We start from the raw sequence: 23,368 nt of genomic DNA, 5'->3' as shown, positions 1-23,368 counted from the left end.
CACGTTTCCTGTCTTGGTTCATGTTGGCGAGGGATTCCACCACTCGCCGATGCCGCCGAGGCGAATCAGGTTGTAGGCGGCAAAGGTCCATGTCACCCAACCGCGCACCTTGGGCAGCGACACCAGCGGCAGCTTGTGCAGCCCGCCAACCGTCTTGATCCAGCCGAAACCCTGCTCGATGCGTTTGCGCACCTGCAGGCTCATTGCATACCCCTTGCCTCGCGCCTTGCGCGCGTCGATGGCGCTGCGTCGCCCCTTGGTATTGCGTGCGATGTGGGGCTTGATGCCGCGTCGATCCAACGCTTCCACGAAATCGTGCGTGTCGTAGCCCTTGTCCGCACCCAGCGTGGCGCCTTGACGCACACCCTCTGCGTCCAACAAATCGAGTGCGCCATCGCGCTCCCCGGTGCCGCTGGCGTGGCGGACGTCCACGCCAATGACCAGGCCATGACGGTTCTCCATCAGGCTGTTGGCCAGGTAGCTAAGCTTGGCTTCCTTGCCCTTGCCCTTGCGCATCAAGCGCGCGTCCGGGTCGGTGGTGGAGGCGTGCGTGTCGTTGTTGCGCTTCTCGTCTCGGAAGTCGGTGCCGTCACCGCCGCTGCCATCCTTCGGGCGGAAGCTCTTGTGCGAGGCCCACGCCTCCAGCAGCGTGCCGTCCACCGAGAAATGCTCGTCGCTGACCAGATCGCGCACGCGCGCCATCAGCACGGTGTGCTCGAAGAAGCGCTGCGCGACCTGCTCATCGAACAACCGCTCGCGGTTGAACGAGAACGTGGAGTGATCCCACACCGCGTCGTCGATGTTGAGCCCGACGAACCAGCGGAACAGCAGGTTGTAGTTCATCTGCTCCATCAGCAGGCGCTCGCTGCGCACGCTGTAGACCACCTGCAACAGCGAGGCGCGCAGGATGCGTTCGGGCGGGATCGAAGGCCGTCCGCCTTCGGCGTAGCGTTCGTCCAGCAGCCCGTCCAGCTCACCGAGGATCACGTCCACCAGCACGCGCAGCTTGCGGATCGGATGATCGGTCGGCACGCGCTGTTCGACGGATACGTACGAAAACATGCCAAGCTGCTGGACGTCGGGGCTGCGCATCAAAGTGGGCCTGGTGATTGATCGCGTCTATGACAGCCGGCGCCGCAGGGAGTTTCTCAACAGCCTGCTAGCACGGCCTCGTTATCATCGAACAGATAGATATCGTCCATGAACCGGAGCGTTTGTGCGCATTTCAATTGCCCACTGGCCTCGATAAAAGTGAGAAATCCGCTGCCTATCATCTTGGTCGGGTATATGCCCTGCGGTAGGAAATCGATCGACTTGCCGGCGTTGATCTCACGGAAGAATCGACCAAAAGCGTTCGAATCCACGCCAATCACGCCTGGGAGTGCCGCGAACCAGTTCTTGGCGTCGTGGTGATAGATGCTGTTGAAATACGAAGCGATATCAAAGCTGACGTAGTGGTCATACCGCGCTTTGTTCTCCTCGATGGCCGCAGAGAAATCCTTGTAAGCGCGGTGGACGGGGATTGCTGTGCCGGCCTCGAATCGGTAGCCGAAGAATGCGCGCCCATTGGGAAGTGCGACGTCAAAGACAGCGCTATTTCTGGCGATGAGGTCATATATAAAAAAGGTGGCGACTGGATCGAGCACGACGGTGCGGCGAAGATGGTTTCTCGGTTTGGCCGCGTGCACCCGTAGCTGTGGGAAGAAGTTATCGGCGTTGTGAGCCGGATCGGTTGACAGTACACGAGCCACATAGGCCGCCAATGCTCCCTGATGATGGGTCATCAGGAGCAAATTCGTTTTCATCGGGAACAACGTGCCGCTGAAGTCAAATTCGAAGAATGTCGTTGCGTCCATTCGTCACTCCGTTGGGTTCACTAACTCTTCTGGCACGAACCGAACTCCAAGACGGGGCTAACTACCTAACACATCGATCTGGGTCGGATTCTAGATTCGAAAAAAACACCGACTAGGATCGTCTCACATGAAGGCTCTTTTTTTCCGTCACTCATCGACACTGCGAACGGCAGAAATGGGGGGTCTCGTCGACTTCCATGGTCAATTTAGCTGACGACGCTGGTCAGTTGCTGTGGCGGCGGGCAGGTGGCTACCGTTGCGCGGTTGGAGCGCGCAACGGCGTCGATTGAACAGAATCTGACATCCAGATTACCCATCTGACGTCCGTGACCTTCGGCTCCGCGTCTGGACGCTCCGCATCGCAGCGTTCGCCATGGGCATCCGACGACATGAACGGCAAACTCGACACGGTCTACTGCGTCCTGGTCGTTGCTACTGCAGTGCTGGTGGGAATCATCAAATGTACCAGTTGCGGTAGCGTCAAAGCCCCCTGATCCACTCCACCCCAAGCACAGCGCCCAAGGCCCGGCATGTCCGGGCCTTGGGCGTTTATGCCGCCAACTAACGAGGTAACGACAATGCACCTGGTTGAAACGATGGCCTATGCCGGCGAGACGCCGTGGCACGGCCTTGGCAACAAATTGGACCCGCAGCAATCCATCGAAACATGGAAAAAGCAGGCGGGCATGGACTGGCAGATTGAGCAATCTGAAGTCCGCTATATCTCCGGCAACAGCCATCTGGGTGTGATCAACGCCTTCCCGGCGCAGAAGGTGCTGTATCGGTCGGATACCAAGGCACCGTTGGCCGTGGTATCCAAGCGCTTTCACGTGGTGCAGCCGGGCGAAATCCTGGAGTTCTATCGCGACCTGACGGCCTATAACGGTTTCGAGTTGGAGACGGCCGGTGTCTTGCGTGAGGGCCGCAAGTTCTGGGCGCTGGCGAAGACCGGTCAGAGCACCGCCCTCAAGGGACGTGACCGCGTCGATGGCTACCTGTTGCTGGCTACGGCCTGCGACGGCACGCTGGCGACCACGGCACAGTTCACGTCGGTGCGTGTGGTGTGCAACAACACCTTGTCCATTGCGCTGGGGAACGCCAGTAGCGCCATCAAGGTGCCGCACCGCAGCCAGTTCGATCCCGATGCGGTCAAGCGCCAGCTGGGCATCACCGTGGCGTCGTGGGACGGCTTTGTGGCCCGCATGAGGGCGCTGGTGGCGCGGCCAGTGGATCCCGATACGGTGGAAGGCTTGCTGCGTCGGGTGCTCACCTACGCCGCCCCGGAGGGCAAGACCGTCATCGTCAACGAACAGGCACTGGCTACCGTGCGCTCACTGTACGAAGGCGGTGGGCGCGGTGCGTTGATGGCGTCAAGCCGGGGTACGGCGTGGGGTGTGCTCAACAGCGTGACCGAGTACGTCGATCACCACCGTCGGGCACGCAGCGACGACCACCGCCGTGATGCGGCGTGGTTTGGCCAAGGGGCGCAGATCAAGCAGCGTGCCTGGGACGAAGCCATGAAGCTGGTGGCCTGAGGGAGACATGTCATGGGACTGGATATGTACCTGGAGGCGCAGTTTCACTTGCCTCCCTATGACACGGGACTTGCGCCTGTCCGCGAAGCCATCGGACGGGCAATTGGCTACGCCCCGCCCAAGGAAAAGCCCGACAACGATGCAACCCTGATGGAGATCACGGGCGTGACTGTGCGGGTCGGCTACTGGCGGAGGTTTGATCCTCTGCACCAGTGGTTCGTGAGCAACGTTCTGGAAAGCTACGACGATTGTCGGGCCGCTTACATGTCGCCGGAGGTGCTGGCCGATCTGGAAGAACGGCTCGACCTGGTCAGCGACGATCCGGAGCGTGCCAGCGAGCACTTCGTCAGCGAGGGCGACGAACCCATGAGCGAAGGCGACATCGACTACACGCTGAAAGTCGTGGTGCAGGCGAAGAAGTTGCAGGAACGCGGGTGGGATATCTACTACCGCGCCAGTTGGTAACGACACATTGAAAGCCAACCACCCATCGCCCGGCTGATGCCCATGCATCGGCCGGGCTTTTTTATGTCTGGAGGAAACCGATGAGCAAGCAAAACGCGGCCGTGCGGCTGGTAGACACCAAGAAACTGCCCTATGGGCAGTGGCTGGATGTGCGCAGGAACGGCATTGGTAGCTCGGATGCCGCCGCCGCTGTAGGCCTGTGTCCGTACAAGAGTCAGCTCGAACTGTGGATGGAGAAGACCGGCCGCACGCTGCCGGAAGAAGTGCGCCCCGGTCAGGACGACCCACGCTACTGGGGCACCCTGCTGGAACCCATGGTAGCCATGGCCTATCAGGAGCGCACCGGCCACAGGGTGCGCAAGCTAAATGCCGTACTCCAACACCCGACGTTCCCGTACATGCTGGCGAATATCGACCGTGAAGTGGTCGGTGTGCCTGGCGTGCAGGTGCTGGAGTGCAAGACCGCCGGCGAGTTCGGTTCACGGCTGTGGAAGGACGGTGTCCCCGAATACGTCCAGTTGCAGGTACAGCACCAGCTGGCCGTCACGGGCAAAGCGGCCGCAGACGTGGCCGTGCTCCTGTGCGGGCAGCAACTGGAAATTCACCGCATCGAACGGGATGACGAAGTGATCGCCCGTCTGGTCGTGCTGGAAACCCGGTTCTGGGAGTACGTGGAGAAGGACATCGAGCCACCGGCCGACGGCAGTGAGTCGGCGGCCAAGGCTCTGCGGAAACTGTACCGCGGCAACGACACTCGCCTGGACTTCACCAGCGATGAAGGTCTGGGCCGGGCCTTTGATGCATTGACGAGGCTCAAGACTGAACTGGAAGCGATGGAGCACGAAGCCGAATCGTTCAAGCAGGTGATCCAGCAGGCGATGGGCGACGCCAGCAGGGCGGTCTTCGCCCACGGCGAGGTGACATACAAGCGAGCCAAGGACAGCACCACGCTGGATACGAAGCGACTGATGGCCGAGTGCCCGGATGTCGCCGCCACTTACGCCGTGACCCGCCCCGGCGCACGCCGGTTCGTGCTGTCGCGGACTTCTGACAACTCTGAGAGGACGACGACATGCTGAAAGGCTTGGCGATTACCCCGCCCGTGATCGGGCGGATTTCCATCGGGCGTGTGGTGGAGCGCAACGGCAAGCGCCTGCCGGAGAAGGACGACCAGTTCACCTTGACCAGCCAGGTACAAGGCCGGGACGGATGGGTGTTGCACCCGCTGGACGAGAAGTTGCGCAAGGAAGCGGAGGGCCACAAGCTGCGCGCGATACCGGTGCGGCTGCTGTTCAACGACCCGGCGCTCAACCTGCGCGCGGACTACTCGCTATTCGACCGCACCACCGGCAGGCCGGTGTGTGTTGGCAATGGCGAGACCTGTCGGCGCACAGGCAAGGACGGTATGGCCAGCCTGCCGTGTCCGGGGCCGGATGCCTGTGCATTCGCCAAGGAAGCCTGCAAAGCCTACGCGCGCCTCAACGTGGTGATCGGTGAAGGTGAGGGTGATGCCCTAGGCAGCTTCGTACTTCGCACCACGTCGTACAACACCATCCGCACGCTGACGGCTCGGCTGGAGTATTTCCACGCCGTATCGGGTGGGCGGCTGGCGTGCATGCCACTGGAACTCAAGCTGCGCGGCAAGTCCACCACGATGAGCTATGGCACACCGATCTATTACGTGGATCTCGTGGTGCGTACCGGCATCACGCTGGAGCAGGCCATTACGCAGGCGCGAGAACTCGACGAGCAGCGGCAAGCCAGCGGCTTCGATCAGGCGGCTTTGGACGAGGCGGCGAGGAAAGGTTTCGCCAATGGTGCGTTCGAGGACTTGGCCGAGGATGTGCAGGCCGTGGTCGAGGAGTTCTACCCCGAGGCGGAGCAGGTCGTCCGAACTGATGGGGTCAACGAAGGGGCATCCAGCTTGCGGGGTCGGCTAGATGCGCGTGTGGCGTCCGCAGGCGCCGGTTGAGACAGCAATGAGGAGACGACGATGTTCAAGATCATCGGTGGCGCGGTGGTGTACGGCTTCGCCTTGTACGGACTGGTGAGATTTCTACAGAAAGGGAACGACCGGTTTGATGAGTAGGCGAATCGTCGGCAATAGCGTGAGAAAGAGAAGGGGCGCCTAGGCGCCCCTTCTCTTTCATAAGTGCTTCTTTTTTTGGCGGTTGCAGCGGCCGTTGGCGTGAGACGGGGCATGACTGCAAAAACTTTGATTTTTTTTCCGTCGAACGATGTCGGCGAAATGGATGAAATGCCCGCACGGTTGGTACGAACTGGCCGTACTTCGACAGAAAAGGAAAGTTACATGAAAAAAGCAATGCACCGCAACCCCAATGTTCGTTCGCGGCGGAAGAAGCCGATTGATCGGTCACAACACAGCTACCCACCAACTTGCCTGCTTACGGCGTGGCAACCCGACGGACCGACTGTTCGGTTTTCCGAGCTGCTCAAAGTGGTCCGAGTTGGCCGCAGCAGTGCCTACAAGATTTTGAAGAAGGACCCGACCTTCCCGAAAGGCACGCCGCTTTTCGACACGCCCCGCTCGCCCCGCTTCTGGTGGTACGACCAGGTGATTGCCTGGTTGCGCGATCGCGAGCTGAAGACTGGCACCAACACCAACAACATCGAGGACTACACGCATGAGTGAGAACAATGAATTCGAGCGCTTCAAGAACGAGCTGCAGGCAATCCAGCCCAGTAGTCGGCGCCGGAATAGCGAAGCCTTCGGTGAGGCGCACGACGAGATCGAGCAGCGTTTGGCTGCGAAGGTACCGCAGAAGTCGATTCTGACGGCCTTCAACAATGCCTATGGCCTGAAGGTCAGTCCGGCTGGGTTTCGGCAGCTCCTTGAGGCCGAACGGGAGCGTCGTCAGTTGAACGGAGAGATGCCGTTGTGCGGCTCCTGTGGCCATCCGCTCGGGATGGATAGCCATCAGGCGCTCATGGCTGACGAGGCAGACGCGGAAGGAGACGAAGCATGAACGATAGCAACTTTGTGCCGCCGCCCTACCCGTTGGACGCCTTCCTGATGTGGGTGCGACTCACGGCGTGGGAGCTGCGGCGGAACATTCAGGCGCCCGACGCGCTGATCGGAATGGGGCTGATCGCCGGGATGTCGACGGCTTGCCAGGGTCTGTTCGATGTGAAGCTTCCGACCGGGCAGTGCCGACCGACGTCTCTGAACCTGATTGGGATTGCCGAGTCCGGCGAGCGCAAGAGCACCGTGGATGCATTGGTCTTCGCGCCGCTGTATGAGCATGACCGTCGCAAAGCCTTGGCATACCAGGCTGCGCTGGATAGCTATCAGGCCGAGCGCGAGGTTTGGGACGCGAAAGGCCAGGGACTTCGCAATCGGCTTGCCAAGGCAGTCAGCAAGGGAGAGTCGTTCGAGGAGATTCAGGCAGAAATGGCGGAGCACGCGAAGCTGAAGCCGAAAAAGCCTCGCCTGCGTCGCTTCATGCGCCAGAACATCACAGCGCGGGCCATGATGGATGCACTCCATGGCGATGGTCAGTCCATTGCGATCACGACTGACGAAGGTCAGGTGATGTTCAAGAGCGACGCGATGGCGCAGCTTGGTCTGTTGAACAAAGCATGGGACGGTGCGCCGATGTTGACGCTGGATCGAGCTGACTTCGACAACGTCTTGGTCATGAATCCGCGCGTGACGATCAGCATCATGACCCAGAGGTCGGTGCTTCAGGCCTATTTGGCCAAGCACGGCGAGATCGCGAAGGGATCGGGCCACTGGGCGCGGTATCTCGTGGGCTGGCCTGAATCGACGCAGGGCTTCCGGCAGGTCAACACCGAAGAACTGGTTTGGGAGTGCCTTCCGACCTTTCATGCACGGATGCGGGAGTTGCTGGAGCAGTTCGATGCAATCGCGGGATCGGGTGAGATCGAGCGTGAACTGGTTGAGTTCTCGGACGACGCAAGGGCGCGTTGGTTTGATCTGGCGAGGCAGACGGAGTGGATGCTGCGGCCTGGAGACTACCTGCACGACATCAACGACTTCGCGTCGAAGATCATGGAGCTGCTTGGCCGCCTGGCCGCCGTGTTCCACTGCTTTAGTGGCGAGGTAGGCAAGATCACATTGGACACGCTGGAGCGCGCATTCACGGTTGTGCAGTGGCACCTGGAAGAATACAGGCGGTTGTTCTCTCCGCAGTTCACACTCTCGCAAGAGCAGGTCGATGCACAAGCAGTGGTGAAGTACCTTCGCGAGTGTGTCTGGCGGGGGCCCAACTCCGATACATACATCCCGAAGAACCATGTGCTGCGGTACGGGCCCGTGCGCAATCGTGATCGGCTCAATGCTGCCCTTCGCCTCCTTGAAGGCCAGCAGGCCGTCTGGATCGTGGTCGCCACCAAAGGCAAGCAGCGTTTCGTTCGACTCAGTGACTGGTATTTCGGCGGTCTGTAGCCGCTGGTTGTGAACCTGACGCCCCGGCCAGCTATGGCCGGGGCTCTTTGCTTGAGATCCTGCCTGCAAGTGGATCGGCAAAAACCATGCGACTCTTGCGATTTTGTCGCAGAATCGCGTGGTTGGCAGATGGTCATGGGTCTGCGGGAGTCAGTTCTCGGTACCACCGGCACGCAGCGTGGCGAACAGGGCCTTCTCTTCGTCGGACATGTTCTTGATACGTGTTGGCCCGAGGTGGCGCTCTGGGCGACGTTGCAGACCTTGCTCGCGTAAGCTGCGGTGATCTACTCGCGCAGCCTGGCCATGCTCGGCGAGTGCCTGGTTCTGAATGTCGGCGATCTTCTTCCGTGTTGCGATGACTTCGTCGCGAAGCACCATCGGACTCTTGCCGCCGCTATCCTTGCGACAACCGCCGGCTTCGGGTCGCCCAGGGTTGTACCTGGAAAACATCCGTTCTGGTGATCGACTGATCCCGTCCTGTACCCTGTCCGAGTACATCAAGTGCATGTGCGAATTCGTTATGCCACCAAGCGTACCCTCGGGCGCATGGATGGCGAGCTGGAAGGGTTTGCTTCCCACCAGTTCACGGGCAAGTCGCATCGCCAGCGCGCGGTTCTGTTCCAAATTGAGCTCGTTCGGCAGGGCGACCACGTGCTCACGGTACGCCGCACCGTTGGCGCGCTCATAGGCATCCGCAGCTTTCCAGAACGTGGCAGGATTGCCTTCCGCCCAATCGGGCAGGTTCCCATTCTCGGCATGGATCAAATCCTCGCGATCCTCGTACCTTCCCAGTCGCTCAATGTAAGCAGCGTGTTCCCGGGCGGCGCCTTTCTTGCCGCTCTTGATTCGATGATGAAAGCTGGCCATGTTTGTACTACCCTTTCTCGTTGGTCAATAAAAAACCGGCGGGGATAATCCTCGCCGGCTGCCTTGGAGATGAGTTTTCGGTTGTTTTGACGATGAGTAGAGAGAAAGGGTATGTGCGCTACCGCAATCCCCCCCCCTCTATAGCAGTAGTTCTTTGCTGAGCACTCCTCTGCCACCTGACTATCATCAAGACACCGACTCCATCTTCATATACATAGATGGAACGGTGTAAAAAGTTACTCAGATCACGTGATGTCTGCTGCTTTGATTGCTTCTCGCCTGCAATATTCGTAGAAGCGCTGAACAGCATCGTCGCAAATGGAAACGTCGTTGGATTGATAGCACTCAGCATATTTTGTCAATCGAGCCAGCTGTAATTCCATCCACGCCGAGTAGCGCCCGGTTTTCCCGGTGATTGCCATGTGGAATTGATTGAAGCGACTGAACAACAGCTGGTTGATGCCATGTGGTATGTAGTCGTGCTCGAAAAGTTCCTCGGAACTCCTGGCATCATCCATCTGACGTAGCACGCCGGTACCCTTGTCGGACTGTTCTTGGCCCAGCCAGTAGGCGGAATAGTTTGTCTTCACCTTCTGCTGGTGGCGAATGGTGCAAAGGGTAGCGATACAGTCGACCACTGTGATGTTCTTCGTATCCAGTGAAATGATGCCCCACTCATGATGGACGTATGAGCAGAGAACCTTGCTGGATGCATTGACGATTTTCAGGATGTCTCTTCTTTCACTGGCGATGCCGGTTGCATGCTGCACCAGTTTGGCTAATGCCAGAGAGTTGGTATCGACAAAGGCAGGGAATCCTTCCACGGAAGTTATCGGTGTGTTGTGATGAACTTCCGACTGCATGGCAATAGAAAGTTCGCTGCAGAAAGTATCGATCTTGTCCAAAATCGGATCGATCTGATTCCCGATGCGTGATAGTTCGATGACTTCTTGATACTCCCCAACGAAATTTAGAAATGGGAGGATGCGCAGATACGTGTATAGGGCTTCAGGAAGCGAGCGATCGGACCTATGGGGCATCGGCTTGTGATGCTCGACTGCCTCGGCCAAATGGGCGATGGCTTTGGCTATCGACGCTGACTGTCCGTGATGCCTTTCGTAGATAGGTTCGAGAATTTCGAGATTCTCCTGTGCTATGCATTCGAGCAGCTTTGGATAGGTCAGGAACGAAGTGTCTATCCTCCGCAGTACGGCTGGATCAACCTCTATACTCAAGGTCGATAGCAGGTGATCGACGATGGCAATACCCTTCTGATTTCTCGAAGGTGTTTCGGTGGTATAGAACTCCAGCGATGGCTTGCCCCCACGAAGCGGTGACTTGAGTAGTCTGAACAGCTGTGTGTCGTTGGTGTCGTTTGTGACGTAAAGAAGCTTGACGGTCTTCAGCGTCGATAGAGGGATGTCTTGGGCGAGTTTGGGCTGGCTCATGCCGGTGACATCGTTCAGGAATTCGAACACGCCGCTTAGCGAATCGAAAGTCACTGATGTCCCATTCGAGTTACCTCCCTCTGCGTGGGTGCCTGTAGCTGTCTTGAATTTCTCGTAGTTGAGCTCTTCGAGCAGGGCTTTAACGGTTCCAGTCTGTTCTCCGCTGGGATCGAACTCTTTGCCGAAGTCGAAGCGGGGCTTGTACATGGCGCATTCCTTGTTCGTTGTCACTTCACCATCTCCATCAGTTTGCTGAAGCTGTCCACCACCTCGTACTTGACGTTCTGGGGTGCGTATCGCCGGTTCATTTCGTCGAAGAACTTGCTGGCGCATTCGATCTTGGTCTCCTCGATCTTGCGCAGTTCCATCTTGGACATGGAACCCTTGGTCTCCGCCACGAAGTAGACGTGCTTGACCTGGCCTTCCTTGAAACTGATGGCCCAGTCGGGGTTGTAGTCGCCTACCGGGGTGGGGATCAGGAACCCACGCGGCAGCTTGGCGTAGACGACCACGTCACTGCTGGTGTCCAGCTCGGTGACGAAGTTGCGCTCCACCGTCGAGTCGGTCATCACGTAGTCGTAGATGTGGTGCTTGAGCTTGTCGCCGGCATGAGTGAAGTCCTGCTTGGTCATCCCGGCCGTGAAGATGTCCGTGTCGTAGCGTTCCTCCACCGGGTCGTAAGCCAGGTGCTCGACGATCATGGTGGCTTTCTGCTCGTTGATGAGCCGGATGGCCTCGGCGATGAAACTCTCGGGGTTGAGCCTGTACTGTGCAAAGACTGCGGCGTTCATCCCCTTGAGGATGTCGGCTACCGTGCGCCTGGTGAGCTTGGTTCCTTCGGCTAGCTTGCCGATGAGGTCGTAACGCACGTCGGAATGGACGGAGGCACGATGATTCTCGACCACGCTCTCGCCGACGCGGAAACCCTTTCCGCTTTCGAGCTGGTCACGATCCACCGTGTTTTCCTGCTCACCACTGACGATCACGTATTGCAGCGGTGTCACCCGCAGGCCGACGCTGTCGGCCCGATCGTTGATCGTGCTCACGGCCTTCTTCACCAGCTCATCGCTGTCGAAATGCACGCTGTAGGCCGCCTTGCGGTTAATGCGGTTCCACAGTGCCTTGAACTCTTGCTTGTCGAAGTTCGCGTTGAGCGGATTGCGCTTCGGCTTGCGGCCATCGTCGATGTCAGGCAGCTGCGCTGCGCTGAAGACGCTGTCGATCAGCATGACGACCTGTGCCTCGTAAGGACGCAGCTCTGCTGGCAGTTCGGCCAAGGCACCATCCTTTTTAGCCTGGTGGTAGACGTTCGTGATGCCGTCGTTGTCGTCGGTGTAATCGTTCTTGAGCAGGTACTTGTAGATCTGCTTCGCCATGGCCGGCGTGACGGATACATCGCCTTGGTCGGTCTTGAGCACTTTGCCGGCGAAGTAGTGCTCGTCAGCCTTGCGCGGGCGCTCGGACAGCGCCTTGGTCATGTCCTCCTGCAGACCGGCTACGAAATCCTTGTAGCTCTCACTGGCCACTACAGTGAGCAGGTTGACGTCGTGGACGGTGACCGGGTTGTCCATGCGCTCGCCTTGCTGATTCACGGCGAGGCGCAGGCCGCGACCCACCTCCTGGCGGCGCGAGACGGTGTTGTCGCTGTGCTTCAGTGCGCAGATCACGAACACGTTGGGGTTGTCCCAGCCTTCGCGTAGGGCGGAGTGCGAGAAGATGAAGCGCACCGGCTCGGTGAGCGACAGCAGGCGCTCCTTGTCTTTCAGGATCAGGTCGTAGGCGTCTACATCGTCGGACTGACCCGCATTCTCGCCGCGCTTCGCCACGGTGGGGTCGGTGAGGTGTTTGGTTTTCTTGTCGATGGAGAAGTAACCGCTATGGGTCTTCTCCACTGCGATGCCCTTGAGGTATTTGGTCCAGGGCGTTTCCTCCAGCTCAAGTACCTCGTTCAAATACAGCTGATATTCCTCTTCAAAGATGCGCGCGTATTCGCCCTTGGTGTCGGCTACAGCGTAGTCGCGGTACTTCGCCACCTCGTCGATGAAGAACAGGCTCAGCACCTTTACGCCCTGTGAGAACAAGGCCTGTTCCTTGTCGAAGTGCGCCTTGATCGCCTCGCGGATCTGGATGCGGCGCAGCATGGCCTCGTTCACGTTGCCCGTCGCATCACCCACCACCAGATCCACGCCGTTGGTGAAGCTCAGGGTGTCGGTGTTGGCATTGATGTCGGAGACGACGAAGCCCTGGCGGTATTGGTCCAGCTCATCGGAAAGCGTGAACAGGTTGTCGCCCTTCTTCAGTTTGCGCACCGTACGCTTGATCTTGCCGCCGGCGAGCTTCCGCTCGAACTCTACACGGGCTTCAGGTGGCTTCTTGCTGGAAATCTCGATGGACTGCAGGTACAGATAGGCGTTCGTGCCGGTCAGCCCCTTCATGGTGATGCCGCGCACGGCGATCTTCTTCACTAGCTTCTGATTGTAGGCGTCCAGTGCATCGAGACGATGTACCTGGTTGTGGCGCGTCTTGTGTGTGGCCGAGTAGCGCAGCACGAATAGTGGCTTGAACTTCGCCAGCGAATCCAGCGTCTTTCCGCCTTCCATCTTCTGGGGTTCGTCAAGAATCAATATAGGCCGGTTGGCACTGATGACGTCGATGGGCTTGCGTGACTGGAAGTCGTCCAGCTCTTGGTAGATGCGCAGGTTGTCCTTGCTAGTGGCGTTGAAGGACTGAACATTGATAACCATCACGTTGATGCCAGCGTCTGAAGAAAAGCTCTCCAGAGGCGAGAGATCTTTGGAGTTGTAGATGAAGAACCGAGCCTTCTTGCCGTAGGCTTCCAGGAAGTGCTCGGCCGTGATCTTCAGCGACTTGGCTACGCCTTCGCGAATGGCAATGGATGGCACCACCACGATGAACTTGCCCCAGCCATAGCGCTGGTTCAGCTCGAACATGGTTTTGATGTAGCAATACGTCTTGCCGGTGCCAGTTTCCATCTCGATGTCGAGGTGGACATTTGAGATTTCTTTCGCCGCTTTGAGGTAGGTGGCCGTGACAGATATTCGCTCGCCCTTGCCGTTGGTCGTGTAGTAATCGGACAGTGAAGACGAAATAGGCAGATTCCGGGCGTGTTGCACCTGTTGGATGTTGTCCAGCAGATTTTTCTCCGGCAAAAGAATGTCGGCATTCCTGAAGCCGTCACCAGCATCCAGAGTGCTGCCGATGGTCTGCCCCTTGGCCACCTTGCCCGGGTCGATGCGGTAGCTCACAGCGCGGGCGCTGGCGGGCGGTTGGCCGGCAAAGCAGTCCACCACCGCTTGTACGGCGGCGGTCTGGTAAGGCTGGATCTTGAACTTGAGCTTCATGGTTTTCCTGCGGCGTTCCTTTCTGCAAGTACTCTGCAAGCCTTGCTTGCAGAAAGACATAACGATTTGATTTATAAGTGCTTATGACTAAGCAAGGCGCGCTTTCATTCTGCATACGTCCAGCCTAGGTAGCCTCGTGGGCCGACGCGGAGAAGTACTTGTGCAGTAGTCGCTGCCGGCCTGCTTGAACTCCGCCACCTCGTTTTCCCAGGTAACGATCAGACCGTCCAGCAATCGCGTCAGTCAACTGGCTCCATGGCACCACCTCACAGGCACTTCACTTCGGTGGCGGGTGAGAGCAGCTTGAAGATCTGCTCGATGTTGATCTTCACCGTGCTGTCCTTGAAACCGGCATCGCGGAATACGGCGCGCAGCGGCTGGTTCGTGGCCAGCTCCTTGGCGAAGGCGTCGTCGATGCCGCCTGCGTTATCAAAGCAAGCAGCCAGTGCGTTGCCGTCCACCAAGTACACGTCCTTGCCCTGAATCACCTTCTTCTCGATGGGCAGGGCCAGGTCTACACCCCAGTCCAGCATCACCTGGAACAGCAGGTCGAAGGCCGTGCGGTCGGGCTTGATGTTGTCCACGGCAGCGAACAGGCCTTCCTGGGTCATGGCGTCAGGCGTGTAGAACACGTCGGCCATGTTTGAGGTATCGATCTTGAGGACGCGGAACCCGGTGTCTGCCTGTGGGCTGCCCTCCCTAATCCTCTTGCCGGCACGGCGGATACGCTCCTTGCTGATGTCGGCGATAGTCTTGTAGCCGGCCTTGAACGCATCAGAATTCTCGGCACACTCTTCAGGCAACTGCACCATGATGAAGCGGCGATTACCGCCGTCCTCGACGTTCTGTGCCATAACTGCGTGAGCAGTAGTGCCTGAACCAGCGAAGAAATCGAGAACGATGCAATCGTCGTCGCCTCCCGTGGTTGCCATCTCTACAAATTTAGCAAGGGTTGTATCGTCCTTAGGGAAATCGAAGATGCCTGGCCCAATAAGTGAGGCGAGACGCTCCGACGCTGATCGGGCAGGCTGGTAGAAGACACTGGGTGGTGTTAGTGCGTCCGTCTCGTGCAAATACCGCCGGATCATTATGCTTGTTGGGGTTACGAAGCTCACTCTATCTTCGTCAACTAGACGGTTGAATTCTGCTTGATCAAAGCTCCACCCGCGGTTGCGTCTTAGCGGAATTAAATCTCCACTCTTGGGATTGACCAATTGGAATCGACGACCACCTGGTGCTGTCGGGTCATCTTCCTTATAGGCACCACGAGAGTCGACGTAGCGGAAGCGACGCAAGGCGAATGCTGGTTTGGCCTTCATGGCGCGAAACCACCCACCCAAATCCAGCGTTGCTGATTCAAAATCAGTGCCGTAGTGTTTCTTCAGGCGTGAAACCTCCTTTATGACTTCATCAACCCCCTCCTTGCGGATGCTCCATTCCCTCGGAACATCTTGCCTACTTTTCGCAAAGACGATGACGTACTCGTGTGAAACTCCGACTTGGCGTGCATCATTCTTGTTGGCGCCCTCCCAGACGAGCTGGGCAATGAAGTTTGCTTCTCCAAACACCTCACAGCAAGACTTTTTAAGGTTGTCGGCTTCGTTGTCGTCTATGGAAACAAAGATGACGCCATCATCCCGAAGAAGGTTTCGAGCTAACTTCAGTCTGGGAAGGATCATGCTCAGCCAATCCGAGTGGAATCGTCCGTTGGCTGAGGTGTTAGCGACCATTCGATCGCCTTCATAACTCACCTGATTGGATCGGCGTAGGTATTCGCCAGCTTCCTCGGCAAAGTCGTCTTCGTAGATGAAATCGTTGCCAGTGTTGTACGGCGGGTCGATGTAGATCATCTTGACCTTACCCAGATACGTCTCTTGCAGCAGCTTGAGCGCCTCCAGATTGTCGCCCTCGATGAACAGGTTCTTCGTCGTGTCGAAGTCCAGGCTTTCCTCACGGCAAGGCCGCAAGGTCTTGGCGATCGGTGCGTTCGCCGTCAGCAGCGCCTCGCGCTTGCCCGGCCAATTGAGCTGGTAACGCTCCTGCGGCCCTTCCACCAACGATTCGGACAAGGCCTGCCTTAGCTGGTCGAAATCCACCGCCAGCCGCACTCCGCCGCCCTCACCCTTGGCCTCAGTCACGCAGTCCGGAAACAGCTCACGTATGCGCGCGATGTTGTCCTGGGTGAGGTCGGGCGAGTGCATCTTTAGTTTGTCCATGGTGTTCTCTTGCGTTTCGATTCTGTTTGCATGGCGTAGCTGGTGACGAGCGGTCAGCCCGAGTGAGTGGTGCGGTTGGTCAGGTGGGTGGGCAGGTGACCCACCACCACCTTTGCGGTGTCTGCGTCGTACCAGAAGTACAACCGGAATATAGTCGCAGGATCGAAGCCGACGCCGGCCTTCAAGTGTTGATCCAGCCAGATATCTCGCCCTTCATGTTGGCGGCGATAGTCCTGTTTGTAGCGCCTGTCGTCCAGCGCCGTGCCCACAGCGGAAAGTTCCAGCCCCAGTTCGGCCAAGGCTTGCTGGCTGGCTTGATAGGAGGCGGTGTCGTCCGTATCGCGAGTGCGCATGGGCACGTAGTAGTGCGCCAGGTAGTCCAGCGCCTTGTAGGCCAGCGGGATGTTCTTGAACGGCGACTCGTGGGCAGCTTTGGCGGCCTGCGGCAACAGCACCAGTTTGTTGTCGCCGTAAATCTCCACCCAATCCTCCAGCTCGTCCCAGGTATCGGGGTAGTAGCTCTCGTCGGCCGTTCCCGTTTCTTGCTCTTCGCTTTCATTCCACTGGGCGTGGAATTGGTATTGACTCCGGCGCAATTCGCCGCGAGCCTCATCGCGTTCGCGGCGGGTTGCCCTGAGTTCCTCCTGCAGGTCGGCCATCTCTGCGTCAAGCTCGCTGGCCTTGGTTTGATGCGCGGTCAGTGCAGATTCCAGCTCCGCTCGGATGGTCAGGAGCTGGCTTATCTGCTCATCCTTGGAGGCCGCGGCATGGGTGGACTGTTCTCGCAAGGTCGCCAGTCGCGCTTCCGAGTTACGGACGCGCTCGGTGGCTAGGTGTTGGCGTATGGCCTGGAAAGGTGGGACGCGTTCGTCCAGATCCTCGGCGGCCGTACTGGTGGCGCAAGCCTCCTCGAAGAGGTCGTTAACCAGCCACTTGGGCAACTGGTTGGTTTTCAGGGGCCATACCGGGTGCAGGTAGGGGTCGGCTTCGGCATTGAATCCGGGTCGGTACAAACGCACGGCATGGCCGTAGACCGAGCGCTCACGGCCAAGCCGTCGGACAAGCTGATGCGAGACAGGCGTGTCGATGCAGACGATGTGGGCCACGCCGGTGAGGCGCCTGGCCAGGCGGTCAGCCGAAGCGTCGATATCGCCAGCGATCACGATGACGGGCTGGATACGCTCGGCGTTAAGGAGTAGCTGGATAAGACGTGGTGCATCGTCCTCGCCGGACAGGTGCGTGGCCGTGTTGAGTAGGGCGGTGCCCGCATCCATCAGGCCGATATCCTTGGCGATGTCTGCGACAACCTGCGGTACACCGCTGGCCACTGGAAGGGGCGCTTCCTCGGTGCTCCGAACCTGAATCAAGCGCAGGCCCATGGCGGGGTGATCGCCATTGATGAGTGTTGCTTCCACGCGCCAGATGGCACCTTGTTCCATGGACCGTCGGTCGTCGAAGCGCAGCGACCAGATGCGTGAGCCATCGCTCTCGATGGTCACCTCGCCGTCCAGCGACTCGATGTGGTTATTGCCCATTGGATCGGTGGTGTGGAAGCCCTTGTTGTTCAGCCAGAGCAGGATACGTGCCCTGGTCGTGTCGAAGGTCTTTTCCGTGCGTTGCCCTGCGCGTCCCAGTCGCGCAGCGAGAGCAAGCACGTTGATGGTGCCGGCGCGTCGCGAGAGGCGGGGTCGTTGCGGACGCGTAGCACGTATGGTGTCGGGTCGAACTTCGCGAGAGTGATTAGCGTCGGCGTCAACGGCACCATCTGCTACAGGCTTCTTTTGGAGCCCCTCGGACTTGCTGTCAGCCGGTGTTTCTTGGTCGGAGCCTTGAAGGGCAGGACTGGTCTCGGGCTCATCGGGCTCGCGCTTGTCGAGTTCGGCCAGGACTTTCGCGACCCAGAGCATCAGGTTGAGGCGATCATCGTCTGCCGAATGGTCCTTGTCCTCCGTGGGTGCTTGGGCCAAGAGGTCCGCATTCGTGGTCAGGGCGTCCCAGGCTATGGGTTTGCCTTTGGATTCTTCGGTGACGTTGAAAAATCGCCCCGTACAAAGGTCGATGCCGCCAAGCGGTGGAACGCGGACAGCACGGATGTCCTTTCCCTCCACAGGGACGGTCGCTCGCGTGGCAATTGTGGCTGCGACCAGGGCGGCATCCTCCCTTGTCGCCCCTTGAGCGACCTGACTTCGCAGGCAGTGGAAGGTAAGGCCGAGCTCATCAATGACTTCCTTGGCGGGCTGGGTAGCGTGTTCCTTCGTGGGAACAATGGCCGACAACCACCAAGTGCCCTGTGCAAGGTGTTGGGGTTCGCCGTCGGCGAGATCGAATCCAACGATTTGGCTGGTTTTGAATCCGTAGGCGCGGAGTAGCGCGCCCACGAGGAGCGCCTGGGCGTGGAGATGACAAGAGATCAGGGCCTTGTGGCCGGCGGCAATTGTGCGTAGCGACTCCACTAGCGCCACCGTGCGCTCGAAATCATCCGGAACAGGCAGGATTGTAAGATCTGGCAGGGTATCCAGGCCCTGCAGATGCTTGTCCCAGCTCTTCAGCAATACTTGTTGCGGAGGCTGGAACAGAATTGGCTTAGGGGCCTTCCCGTACTCGGGGCGCCTGGATGAGCACACAGTGATGGTGTGCTTGCGCGCTGGTTGGAGTGCCTTGGCGTAGAGCGTGAGCCAGCGCCCGCCCGCCTCCGCGTACCAGCCTCCAGCGTCGGCAAGCAGAAGGTTGACGTTCGGCTTGGCGTAGAGCTCGGGGGCAAGACGGGATATCGCGAAAAACGGGCCGCCGTAATTGGTGGCGAACATAATCCGCGTCTGTTCCTTGAATCGGCTGATGAACTTGCCATCGGCTCGACTTTGGATGGCGGCGTCATATTTGCGTGCCGTTGTCGGTACGCTTATCTCAGCCTCGCTCATTCGCCACTCTCCAGCAATTTCAGGTTGTGCTTCAGCTCTCGCGCCGTGGCGTTGATCGTCACCCTACGATTGAACTGCCTCTCCGTCGCAAGCTGCGAGACTGTCTTGTCCATCTCTTTCCGTAGCATACGCACCTTGCTCACGCGTTCGACCAGATCGGACAACGACTCTTTCGAGCGATGGGTCAGCGGGATCAGCGCGTGCAGCAGCTGCTCGTACAGCCCGCCCAGGTTCAGCGCGACCGGCAGGGCGGCACGTGGGCTCTCCGCGGCAATCCAATCGGTAGCGAAATAATCCGAGCATACCCAGCGGCTGGCCTCGGTTTCGCTGGGGCGCTTGTAGCAGGCGACCACCTGAAGACGATCCTCGTCATGCAGCTCAAACAGGAGCGGAAACGGGATGGCCTTGTCGATGCACCGCAGGATGTCGTGGTGAAGCTCTGACGCCCTGAGCCGCACGCTGAAGACCTGGATCTCGGGTGCGCCGGGTGAAGCGGACAAATTGGTGGTTTCAGGTGCCAGCTTGTATTGCCACACGATCTGTTCGACCTGTTCGGCGAACAGGCCTTTGAGACGGCCGCCGACTGTGCCGTGTTCGTAAAGCTTGGCCTTGGGGACGACGCGCCCGAAGGCGGCCTTGCCGGGATAGGCGAACAGGGCTGTACGTGCGCGCCGCGTCATTCCGCTTCCAGCACGACGAGGAAGGCAATCAGCTCGAAGTCGTCCAACCCGGCGATGGTTTGGGTTAGTGCGGTGGTCTTGCCCCCGGAGAACAAGCTGTCGATGTCCCTTTCTTCCTTCACCTCCACCATCGTGCGAATGGCTTTGCCCAGGAGGTCAGAGTAGGCCTGCATGTTGCGGCCGTCCGCCGTCTCCCAGTTGAACTGGTCGCACAGTGGAAGGAAGGGTTCGTCTTGCCCCTTGCAGCAAGTACGCGCCAGGTCGAGCAGACGCTTCACTTCGGTCTGGTCGTGGACGACGTTGCCGTCGCGGCCGATGTAGATCAAGTAGTACGGATGCAGGCGGTTGTGCTGAGGCTGATTGGCTGTCGGGTTGATGCCCGCGTTGCGATTGCGCAGGGTAAACAGCACGCCGGGCGGCAGGCCGAGTTCGGCATGGGCGGGTACGACGGCATGCAGGCCATTGGGGGCGTTCTTCAGCTCGCCGTGGGCCTTGACGTAGTTCAAGAGATCCATGCGGAAGTCGTTGAGACCGAGGTCGGTGATCGACACGCCGGCCTTGACGTCTTCCAGTTCGATCACTTCCTCCTGCAAGCGCCTGAGTTGTTCCTTGCGGTAGGCCACGTCATTGGCTTGGGCCGAGAGCACGTTGTCGTCGCCAGTGGCGGTGACGTCGACGATGGTCATGCGGCTTTCCACGCGCTCCTTGAGGTTGATGTACTCGTCCAGCGAGATGTCAGGCCAGTAGTTCGCCAGCTGGATGCTGCTGTTCGGCGACCCGATGCGGTCGATGCGGCCGAAGCGCTGGATGATGCGCACCGGATTCCAGTGGATGTCGTAGTTGACGAGGTAGTCGCAGTCCTGCAGGTTCTGGCCTTCGGAGATGCAGTCGGTGCCGATCAGCAAGTCGATTTCAGCCGGCTCTTGTGGCAGCACGACGGCCTTTTCCTTGGAGCGTGGCGAGAACAGCGTCAACAGCTCCTGGAAGTCGTAGCGGGTAGCGAGGGTGGATTGAGGTCGGGAACTGCCTGTGACCTTGGCACTGTGCAACCGCCCCTTGGCCCAAAGCTCCGGCGCCAGGTTGGTGTAGAGGTAGTTGGCGGTATCGGCGAAAGCGGTGAAGACCAGCGCCTTCTTGTTGCCTGGGTTGATCGGATGGGCGATCTTGTCGTGCAGCAGGGATTTCAGGTGTTGCAACTTGGCGTCGTCCGCGGGCGTGATCTTTTCCATTTCCGCGAACAGCGTGGCGATCACGTCGAGGTCGCGCTGCAGATCGAACTGCCAGCGCGGCAGGTCCATGTCCGCCAGGTCGATCTTGACCTTTCCGCCCACGTTGAAATCGCTGTTGCCTTCGTCCAGCCAGTCGTCGTCATCCGCTTCGAGGTTTTCCAGCGCGGCAGTATGGTCGCTCACGCTGCCCTTGCCGCCATTGGTATCGAAGACTTCGACTTTGCCCAATGTGTGCTGGTGGTTGTCTAGCAACATCTTCAAGGTCAGTCGGAAGGCAGCGACCGAGCTTTCCAGGCGCTTGAGCAGATTGACCGTGAGCAGCTTCTTCAGGCTTTGCTCGCGATCTATCTGTCGCAGGGCGCCGCCGCCACTCGATACCTGGGTGTCGTACATCTCCTCGTACTTCTTGATGCGGCTGGGAAGGATGTAGCTCAGTGGGGCATAAATCGCGAGGTTGAGCTTGGCAAGTTGCTCGAAAATCTCGTTGAAGCTCATCACGTCAGTCCGCGTGGTCAGCGGGCAGCGAAACGACAACGGTTTGCGGCGTTCCGGGAAAGGGCCGATGTCGCGGGTGTCGTAAAACGTCTGGATATGCTTGCGCGAGCGGGCGATGGTGACGCTGTCCAACAGCTCGAAGAAATCGAAGTCCAGTGCGTCGAGGATAGCGCGGGGCGTGCGCTGCTCCAGCGGCAGAAGCGACCAGGCGTTGAAGGCCCTCTGCGCGTTTCGGAATACCTCTTCGACCGACTTGCTGGTGCGCAACTTCTTGTTGAGGTTTTCCGAGTCACCCTCGTACGCCAGCGCCAGCTGGTTGCGCAGGTCGTTGAAACGGTTGTTGACGGGCGTGGCCGAGAGCATAAGCACCTTCGTCTTGACGCCCTCGCGCATCACCTTGCGCATTAGTTTCTGGTAGCGGGTTTCGCGCTCCTTCACCGCATCGTTGTTGCGGAAATTGTGCGACTCGTCGATCACCACCAGGTCATAGTTGCCCCAGTTGATGCGATTGAGTGGCGTGCCGAAGGACTCGCCGCTGGTGCGGGAAAGGTCGGTGTGGCACAGCACGTCGTAGTTGAAGCGATCCTTCGCGAATAGGTTGGTCTTCAGGTTGCGGTTGTAGTTGAGCCAGTTGTCCGCAAGCTTCTTGGGGCAGAGCACAAGCACTGACTTGTTGCGCAGCTCGTAGTACTTGATGACGGCCAGCGCCGTGAAGGTCTTGCCCAGGCCAACGCTGTCGGCGAGGATGCAGCCGCTGTAGGTCTCCAGCTTGTTGATGATGCCGATGGCAGCGTCGCGCTGGTAGTTGAAGAGCTTGTTCCAGACCAGAGTGTCCTGGTAGCCCGTGCGGTCATTGGGCAGCACGTCTTCGTCGAGGTCGTCGAGGAACTCGTTGAAGATGTTGTAGAGCATCAGGAAGTAGACGTTCTCCGGTGAGTTCTCCTGATAAACGGAAGCAATGTGCTGGCAGATTTGCGTGGTGACGTCTTCAAGTTTCTCGGAGTCGTTCCAGATTTGCTCGAAGAGATTCAGATACGTTGCCGTTGAGGCGTGGTCGTCCAACTTGTTGATGAGGTTGGAGACGGCATTGCCGTGTTGGTAGCCGAGATCGACGGCAGTGAAGCCATGCAGCGGCATATATGCCGTGGCCCCCAAGGGGGCCACGACACCGGCAAACTGCTGCATCGGTGCCTTGCTCCGGTTGCTGCGGAACTGCGCCTTGCGGCGCAGCCAGTCAGCGCATTCGCGGGCAATGGCGCGCTGGGTGAGCTTGTTGCGCAGCTGTATCTCGAACTCGCTGCCATAGAGGCTGCGTTCCCTATCCAACTTGGGGATGTGGAATTCGCGCCGCTCGCGCTTCACCTGATCGGTGACTTCGTCGGTCACAAACGTGGGCGAGGTGAAGATGAAGCGCAGCTCCTCGATCTGCTCCAGCTCAGTCTTCAGCGCCTCGTAGGCATACATCGAGAAGCAGGAGGCGGCGATCTTGAGCTTGGCTCCCGGCTTGAGCGCTTGCTTGAGGTCGTCGCCGAAGAGGTGATTGATGTTGTCGAGGATTTCCATCAGCGGCGTCCCTTGCCTGTCGTCTTGTGCTGGTTGCTGTTGGCGTCAATCCAGCGCTCCAGTTCGGAGCGACGGAAGCGCCAGGTGCCCCCGAGCTTGAAGGCCGGGATGTCGCCGTTCTGGGCAAAGCGATAGACCGTCCGTTTGCCGGCCTTGAGGTAGGCGGCAACTTCGTCGAGCGTGAGGATTTCTCCGTCGGAACCGGTCATGTTGTGGCTTCGCCCCCTGTCGGCTATAGCTGGCCAAGTCTAGCCAATTCTTACGGACACTGGACACGATGCGGCTACTCGCCGCCGTTGGCTCTT

At 59.0% G+C, this 23,368-nt stretch carries 17 protein-coding genes; 7 read left to right on the top strand and 10 right to left on the bottom strand.

The window, feature by feature from the left end; all coding sequences use genetic code 11:
- Positions 1-18: 18 nt before the first annotated feature.
- Together AC3WP6_RS14130 and AC3WP6_RS14125 are read right to left on the bottom strand one after the other, a co-directional pair.
- Positions 19-1,092, bottom strand: coding sequence for an IS5 family transposase (locus AC3WP6_RS14130; protein ID WP_492628196.1), 1,074 nt, complete (start codon positions 1,090-1,092; stop codon positions 19-21).
- 56 nt (positions 1,093-1,148) lie between these two features.
- A complete protein-coding gene (locus AC3WP6_RS14125) occupies positions 1,149-1,856 on the bottom strand; it encodes an RNA-dependent RNA polymerase family protein (protein ID WP_492628248.1) in 708 nt (235 codons plus the stop codon).
- Positions 1,857-2,434: 578 nt separating this feature from the next.
- Between AC3WP6_RS14125 and AC3WP6_RS14120 the strand changes: the two genes are divergently transcribed.
- The 7 genes from AC3WP6_RS14120 to AC3WP6_RS14090 all read left to right on the top strand — a co-directional run bounded on the left by AC3WP6_RS14120 (position 2,435) and on the right by AC3WP6_RS14090 (position 8,285).
- The gene (locus AC3WP6_RS14120) at positions 2,435-3,391 is read left to right on the top strand and encodes a DUF932 domain-containing protein (protein ID WP_492628247.1); all 957 of its coding nucleotides are present in this window, start codon (positions 2,435-2,437) and stop codon (positions 3,389-3,391) included.
- A gap of 12 nt (positions 3,392-3,403) precedes the next feature.
- Positions 3,404-3,856, top strand: a complete 453-nt coding sequence (locus AC3WP6_RS14115; protein WP_492628246.1) for a hypothetical protein — start codon at positions 3,404-3,406, stop codon at positions 3,854-3,856.
- Positions 3,857-3,936: 80 nt separating this feature from the next.
- Positions 3,937-4,935 (top strand): YqaJ viral recombinase family nuclease, encoded by a 999-nt coding sequence (locus AC3WP6_RS14110; protein WP_492628245.1) that lies wholly within the window; start codon positions 3,937-3,939, stop codon positions 4,933-4,935.
- Positions 4,929-5,828 (top strand): recombination directionality factor, encoded by a 900-nt coding sequence (locus AC3WP6_RS14105; RefSeq protein ID WP_492628244.1) that lies wholly within the window; start codon positions 4,929-4,931, stop codon positions 5,826-5,828. The genes AC3WP6_RS14110 and AC3WP6_RS14105 overlap by 7 nt, the downstream gene beginning before the upstream one ends.
- Positions 5,829-6,056: 228 nt before the next feature.
- Entirely contained in the window at positions 6,057-6,509 is a 453-nt protein-coding gene (locus AC3WP6_RS14100; RefSeq protein WP_492628243.1) for a hypothetical protein, read from the top strand.
- Positions 6,502-6,843: a hypothetical protein gene (locus tag AC3WP6_RS14095; protein WP_492628242.1), complete on the top strand. Its 342-nt coding sequence runs from the start codon at positions 6,502-6,504 to the stop codon at positions 6,841-6,843. Before AC3WP6_RS14100 ends, AC3WP6_RS14095 begins: the two co-directional genes overlap by 8 nt.
- The gene (locus AC3WP6_RS14090) at positions 6,840-8,285 is read left to right on the top strand and encodes a YfjI family protein (RefSeq protein WP_492628241.1); all 1,446 of its coding nucleotides are present in this window, start codon (positions 6,840-6,842) and stop codon (positions 8,283-8,285) included. The genes AC3WP6_RS14095 and AC3WP6_RS14090 overlap by 4 nt, the downstream gene beginning before the upstream one ends.
- Before the next feature lie 150 nt (positions 8,286-8,435).
- Here AC3WP6_RS14090 and AC3WP6_RS14085 read toward each other — a convergent pair whose 3' ends face one another.
- The 8 genes from AC3WP6_RS14085 to AC3WP6_RS14050 all read right to left on the bottom strand — a co-directional run bounded on the left by AC3WP6_RS14085 (position 8,436) and on the right by AC3WP6_RS14050 (position 23,272).
- A complete protein-coding gene (locus AC3WP6_RS14085; protein WP_492628240.1) occupies positions 8,436-9,152 on the bottom strand; it encodes a MobA/MobL family protein in 717 nt (238 codons plus the stop codon).
- Between the two features lie 245 nt (positions 9,153-9,397).
- Positions 9,398-10,807, bottom strand: coding sequence for a hypothetical protein (locus AC3WP6_RS14080; RefSeq protein ID WP_492628239.1), 1,410 nt, complete (start codon positions 10,805-10,807; stop codon positions 9,398-9,400).
- A 20-nt stretch (positions 10,808-10,827) separates the two neighbouring features.
- Positions 10,828-13,962, bottom strand: a complete 3,135-nt coding sequence (locus AC3WP6_RS14075; protein WP_492628238.1) for a type III restriction-modification system endonuclease — start codon at positions 13,960-13,962, stop codon at positions 10,828-10,830.
- Between the two features lie 266 nt (positions 13,963-14,228).
- Positions 14,229-16,178 (bottom strand): site-specific DNA-methyltransferase, encoded by a 1,950-nt coding sequence (locus AC3WP6_RS14070; RefSeq protein WP_492628237.1) that lies wholly within the window; start codon positions 16,176-16,178, stop codon positions 14,229-14,231.
- 53 nt (positions 16,179-16,231) lie between these two features.
- Positions 16,232-19,096 (bottom strand): hypothetical protein, encoded by a 2,865-nt coding sequence (locus AC3WP6_RS14065; RefSeq protein ID WP_492628236.1) that lies wholly within the window; start codon positions 19,094-19,096, stop codon positions 16,232-16,234.
- Positions 19,093-19,776 carry a DUF4391 domain-containing protein gene (locus tag AC3WP6_RS14060; RefSeq protein ID WP_492628235.1) on the bottom strand — a complete coding sequence of 228 codons (684 nt, stop codon included), beginning with the start codon at positions 19,774-19,776 and terminating at the stop codon, positions 19,093-19,095. Before AC3WP6_RS14060 ends, AC3WP6_RS14065 begins: the two co-directional genes overlap by 4 nt.
- Positions 19,773-23,063 (bottom strand): SNF2-related protein, encoded by a 3,291-nt coding sequence (locus AC3WP6_RS14055; protein WP_492628234.1) that lies wholly within the window; start codon positions 23,061-23,063, stop codon positions 19,773-19,775. Before AC3WP6_RS14055 ends, AC3WP6_RS14060 begins: the two co-directional genes overlap by 4 nt.
- Positions 23,063-23,272: a helix-turn-helix domain-containing protein gene (locus AC3WP6_RS14050; protein ID WP_447106701.1), complete on the bottom strand. Its 210-nt coding sequence runs from the start codon at positions 23,270-23,272 to the stop codon at positions 23,063-23,065. The genes AC3WP6_RS14055 and AC3WP6_RS14050 overlap by 1 nt, the downstream gene beginning before the upstream one ends.
- Positions 23,273-23,368 lie beyond the last annotated feature (96 nt).

The sequence above is a fragment of the Rhodanobacter sp. FW106-HT46G03 genome (assembly GCF_058789895.1).
This window is presented reverse-complemented; position numbering and strand designations above follow the sequence as displayed.

Coding starts and splice junctions, on each gene's coding strand:
- AC3WP6_RS14090 (WP_492628241.1), top strand. CDS start 6,840: ATGAACGATAGCAACTTTGTGCCGCCGCCCTACCCGTTGGACGCCTTC.
- AC3WP6_RS14060 (WP_492628235.1), bottom strand. CDS start 19,776: ATGACGCGGCGCGCACGTACAGCCCTGTTCGCCTATCCCGGCAAGGCC.
- AC3WP6_RS14075 (WP_492628238.1), bottom strand. CDS start 13,962: ATGAAGCTCAAGTTCAAGATCCAGCCTTACCAGACCGCCGCCGTACAA.
- AC3WP6_RS14080 (WP_492628239.1), bottom strand. CDS start 10,807: ATGTACAAGCCCCGCTTCGACTTCGGCAAAGAGTTCGATCCCAGCGGA.
- AC3WP6_RS14110 (WP_492628245.1), top strand. CDS start 3,937: ATGAGCAAGCAAAACGCGGCCGTGCGGCTGGTAGACACCAAGAAACTG.
- AC3WP6_RS14055 (WP_492628234.1), bottom strand. CDS start 23,063: ATGGAAATCCTCGACAACATCAATCACCTCTTCGGCGACGACCTCAAG.
- AC3WP6_RS14070 (WP_492628237.1), bottom strand. CDS start 16,178: ATGGACAAACTAAAGATGCACTCGCCCGACCTCACCCAGGACAACATC.
- AC3WP6_RS14085 (WP_492628240.1), bottom strand. CDS start 9,152: ATGGCCAGCTTTCATCATCGAATCAAGAGCGGCAAGAAAGGCGCCGCC.
- AC3WP6_RS14120 (WP_492628247.1), top strand. CDS start 2,435: ATGCACCTGGTTGAAACGATGGCCTATGCCGGCGAGACGCCGTGGCAC.
- AC3WP6_RS14100 (WP_492628243.1), top strand. CDS start 6,057: ATGACTGCAAAAACTTTGATTTTTTTTCCGTCGAACGATGTCGGCGAA.
- AC3WP6_RS14095 (WP_492628242.1), top strand. CDS start 6,502: ATGAGTGAGAACAATGAATTCGAGCGCTTCAAGAACGAGCTGCAGGCA.
- AC3WP6_RS14050 (WP_447106701.1), bottom strand. CDS start 23,272: ATGACCGGTTCCGACGGAGAAATCCTCACGCTCGACGAAGTTGCCGCC.
- AC3WP6_RS14105 (WP_492628244.1), top strand. CDS start 4,929: ATGCTGAAAGGCTTGGCGATTACCCCGCCCGTGATCGGGCGGATTTCC.
- AC3WP6_RS14130 (WP_492628196.1), bottom strand. CDS start 1,092: ATGCGCAGCCCCGACGTCCAGCAGCTTGGCATGTTTTCGTACGTATCC.
- AC3WP6_RS14115 (WP_492628246.1), top strand. CDS start 3,404: ATGGGACTGGATATGTACCTGGAGGCGCAGTTTCACTTGCCTCCCTAT.
- AC3WP6_RS14125 (WP_492628248.1), bottom strand. CDS start 1,856: ATGGACGCAACGACATTCTTCGAATTTGACTTCAGCGGCACGTTGTTC.
- AC3WP6_RS14065 (WP_492628236.1), bottom strand. CDS start 19,096: ATGAGCGAGGCTGAGATAAGCGTACCGACAACGGCACGCAAATATGAC.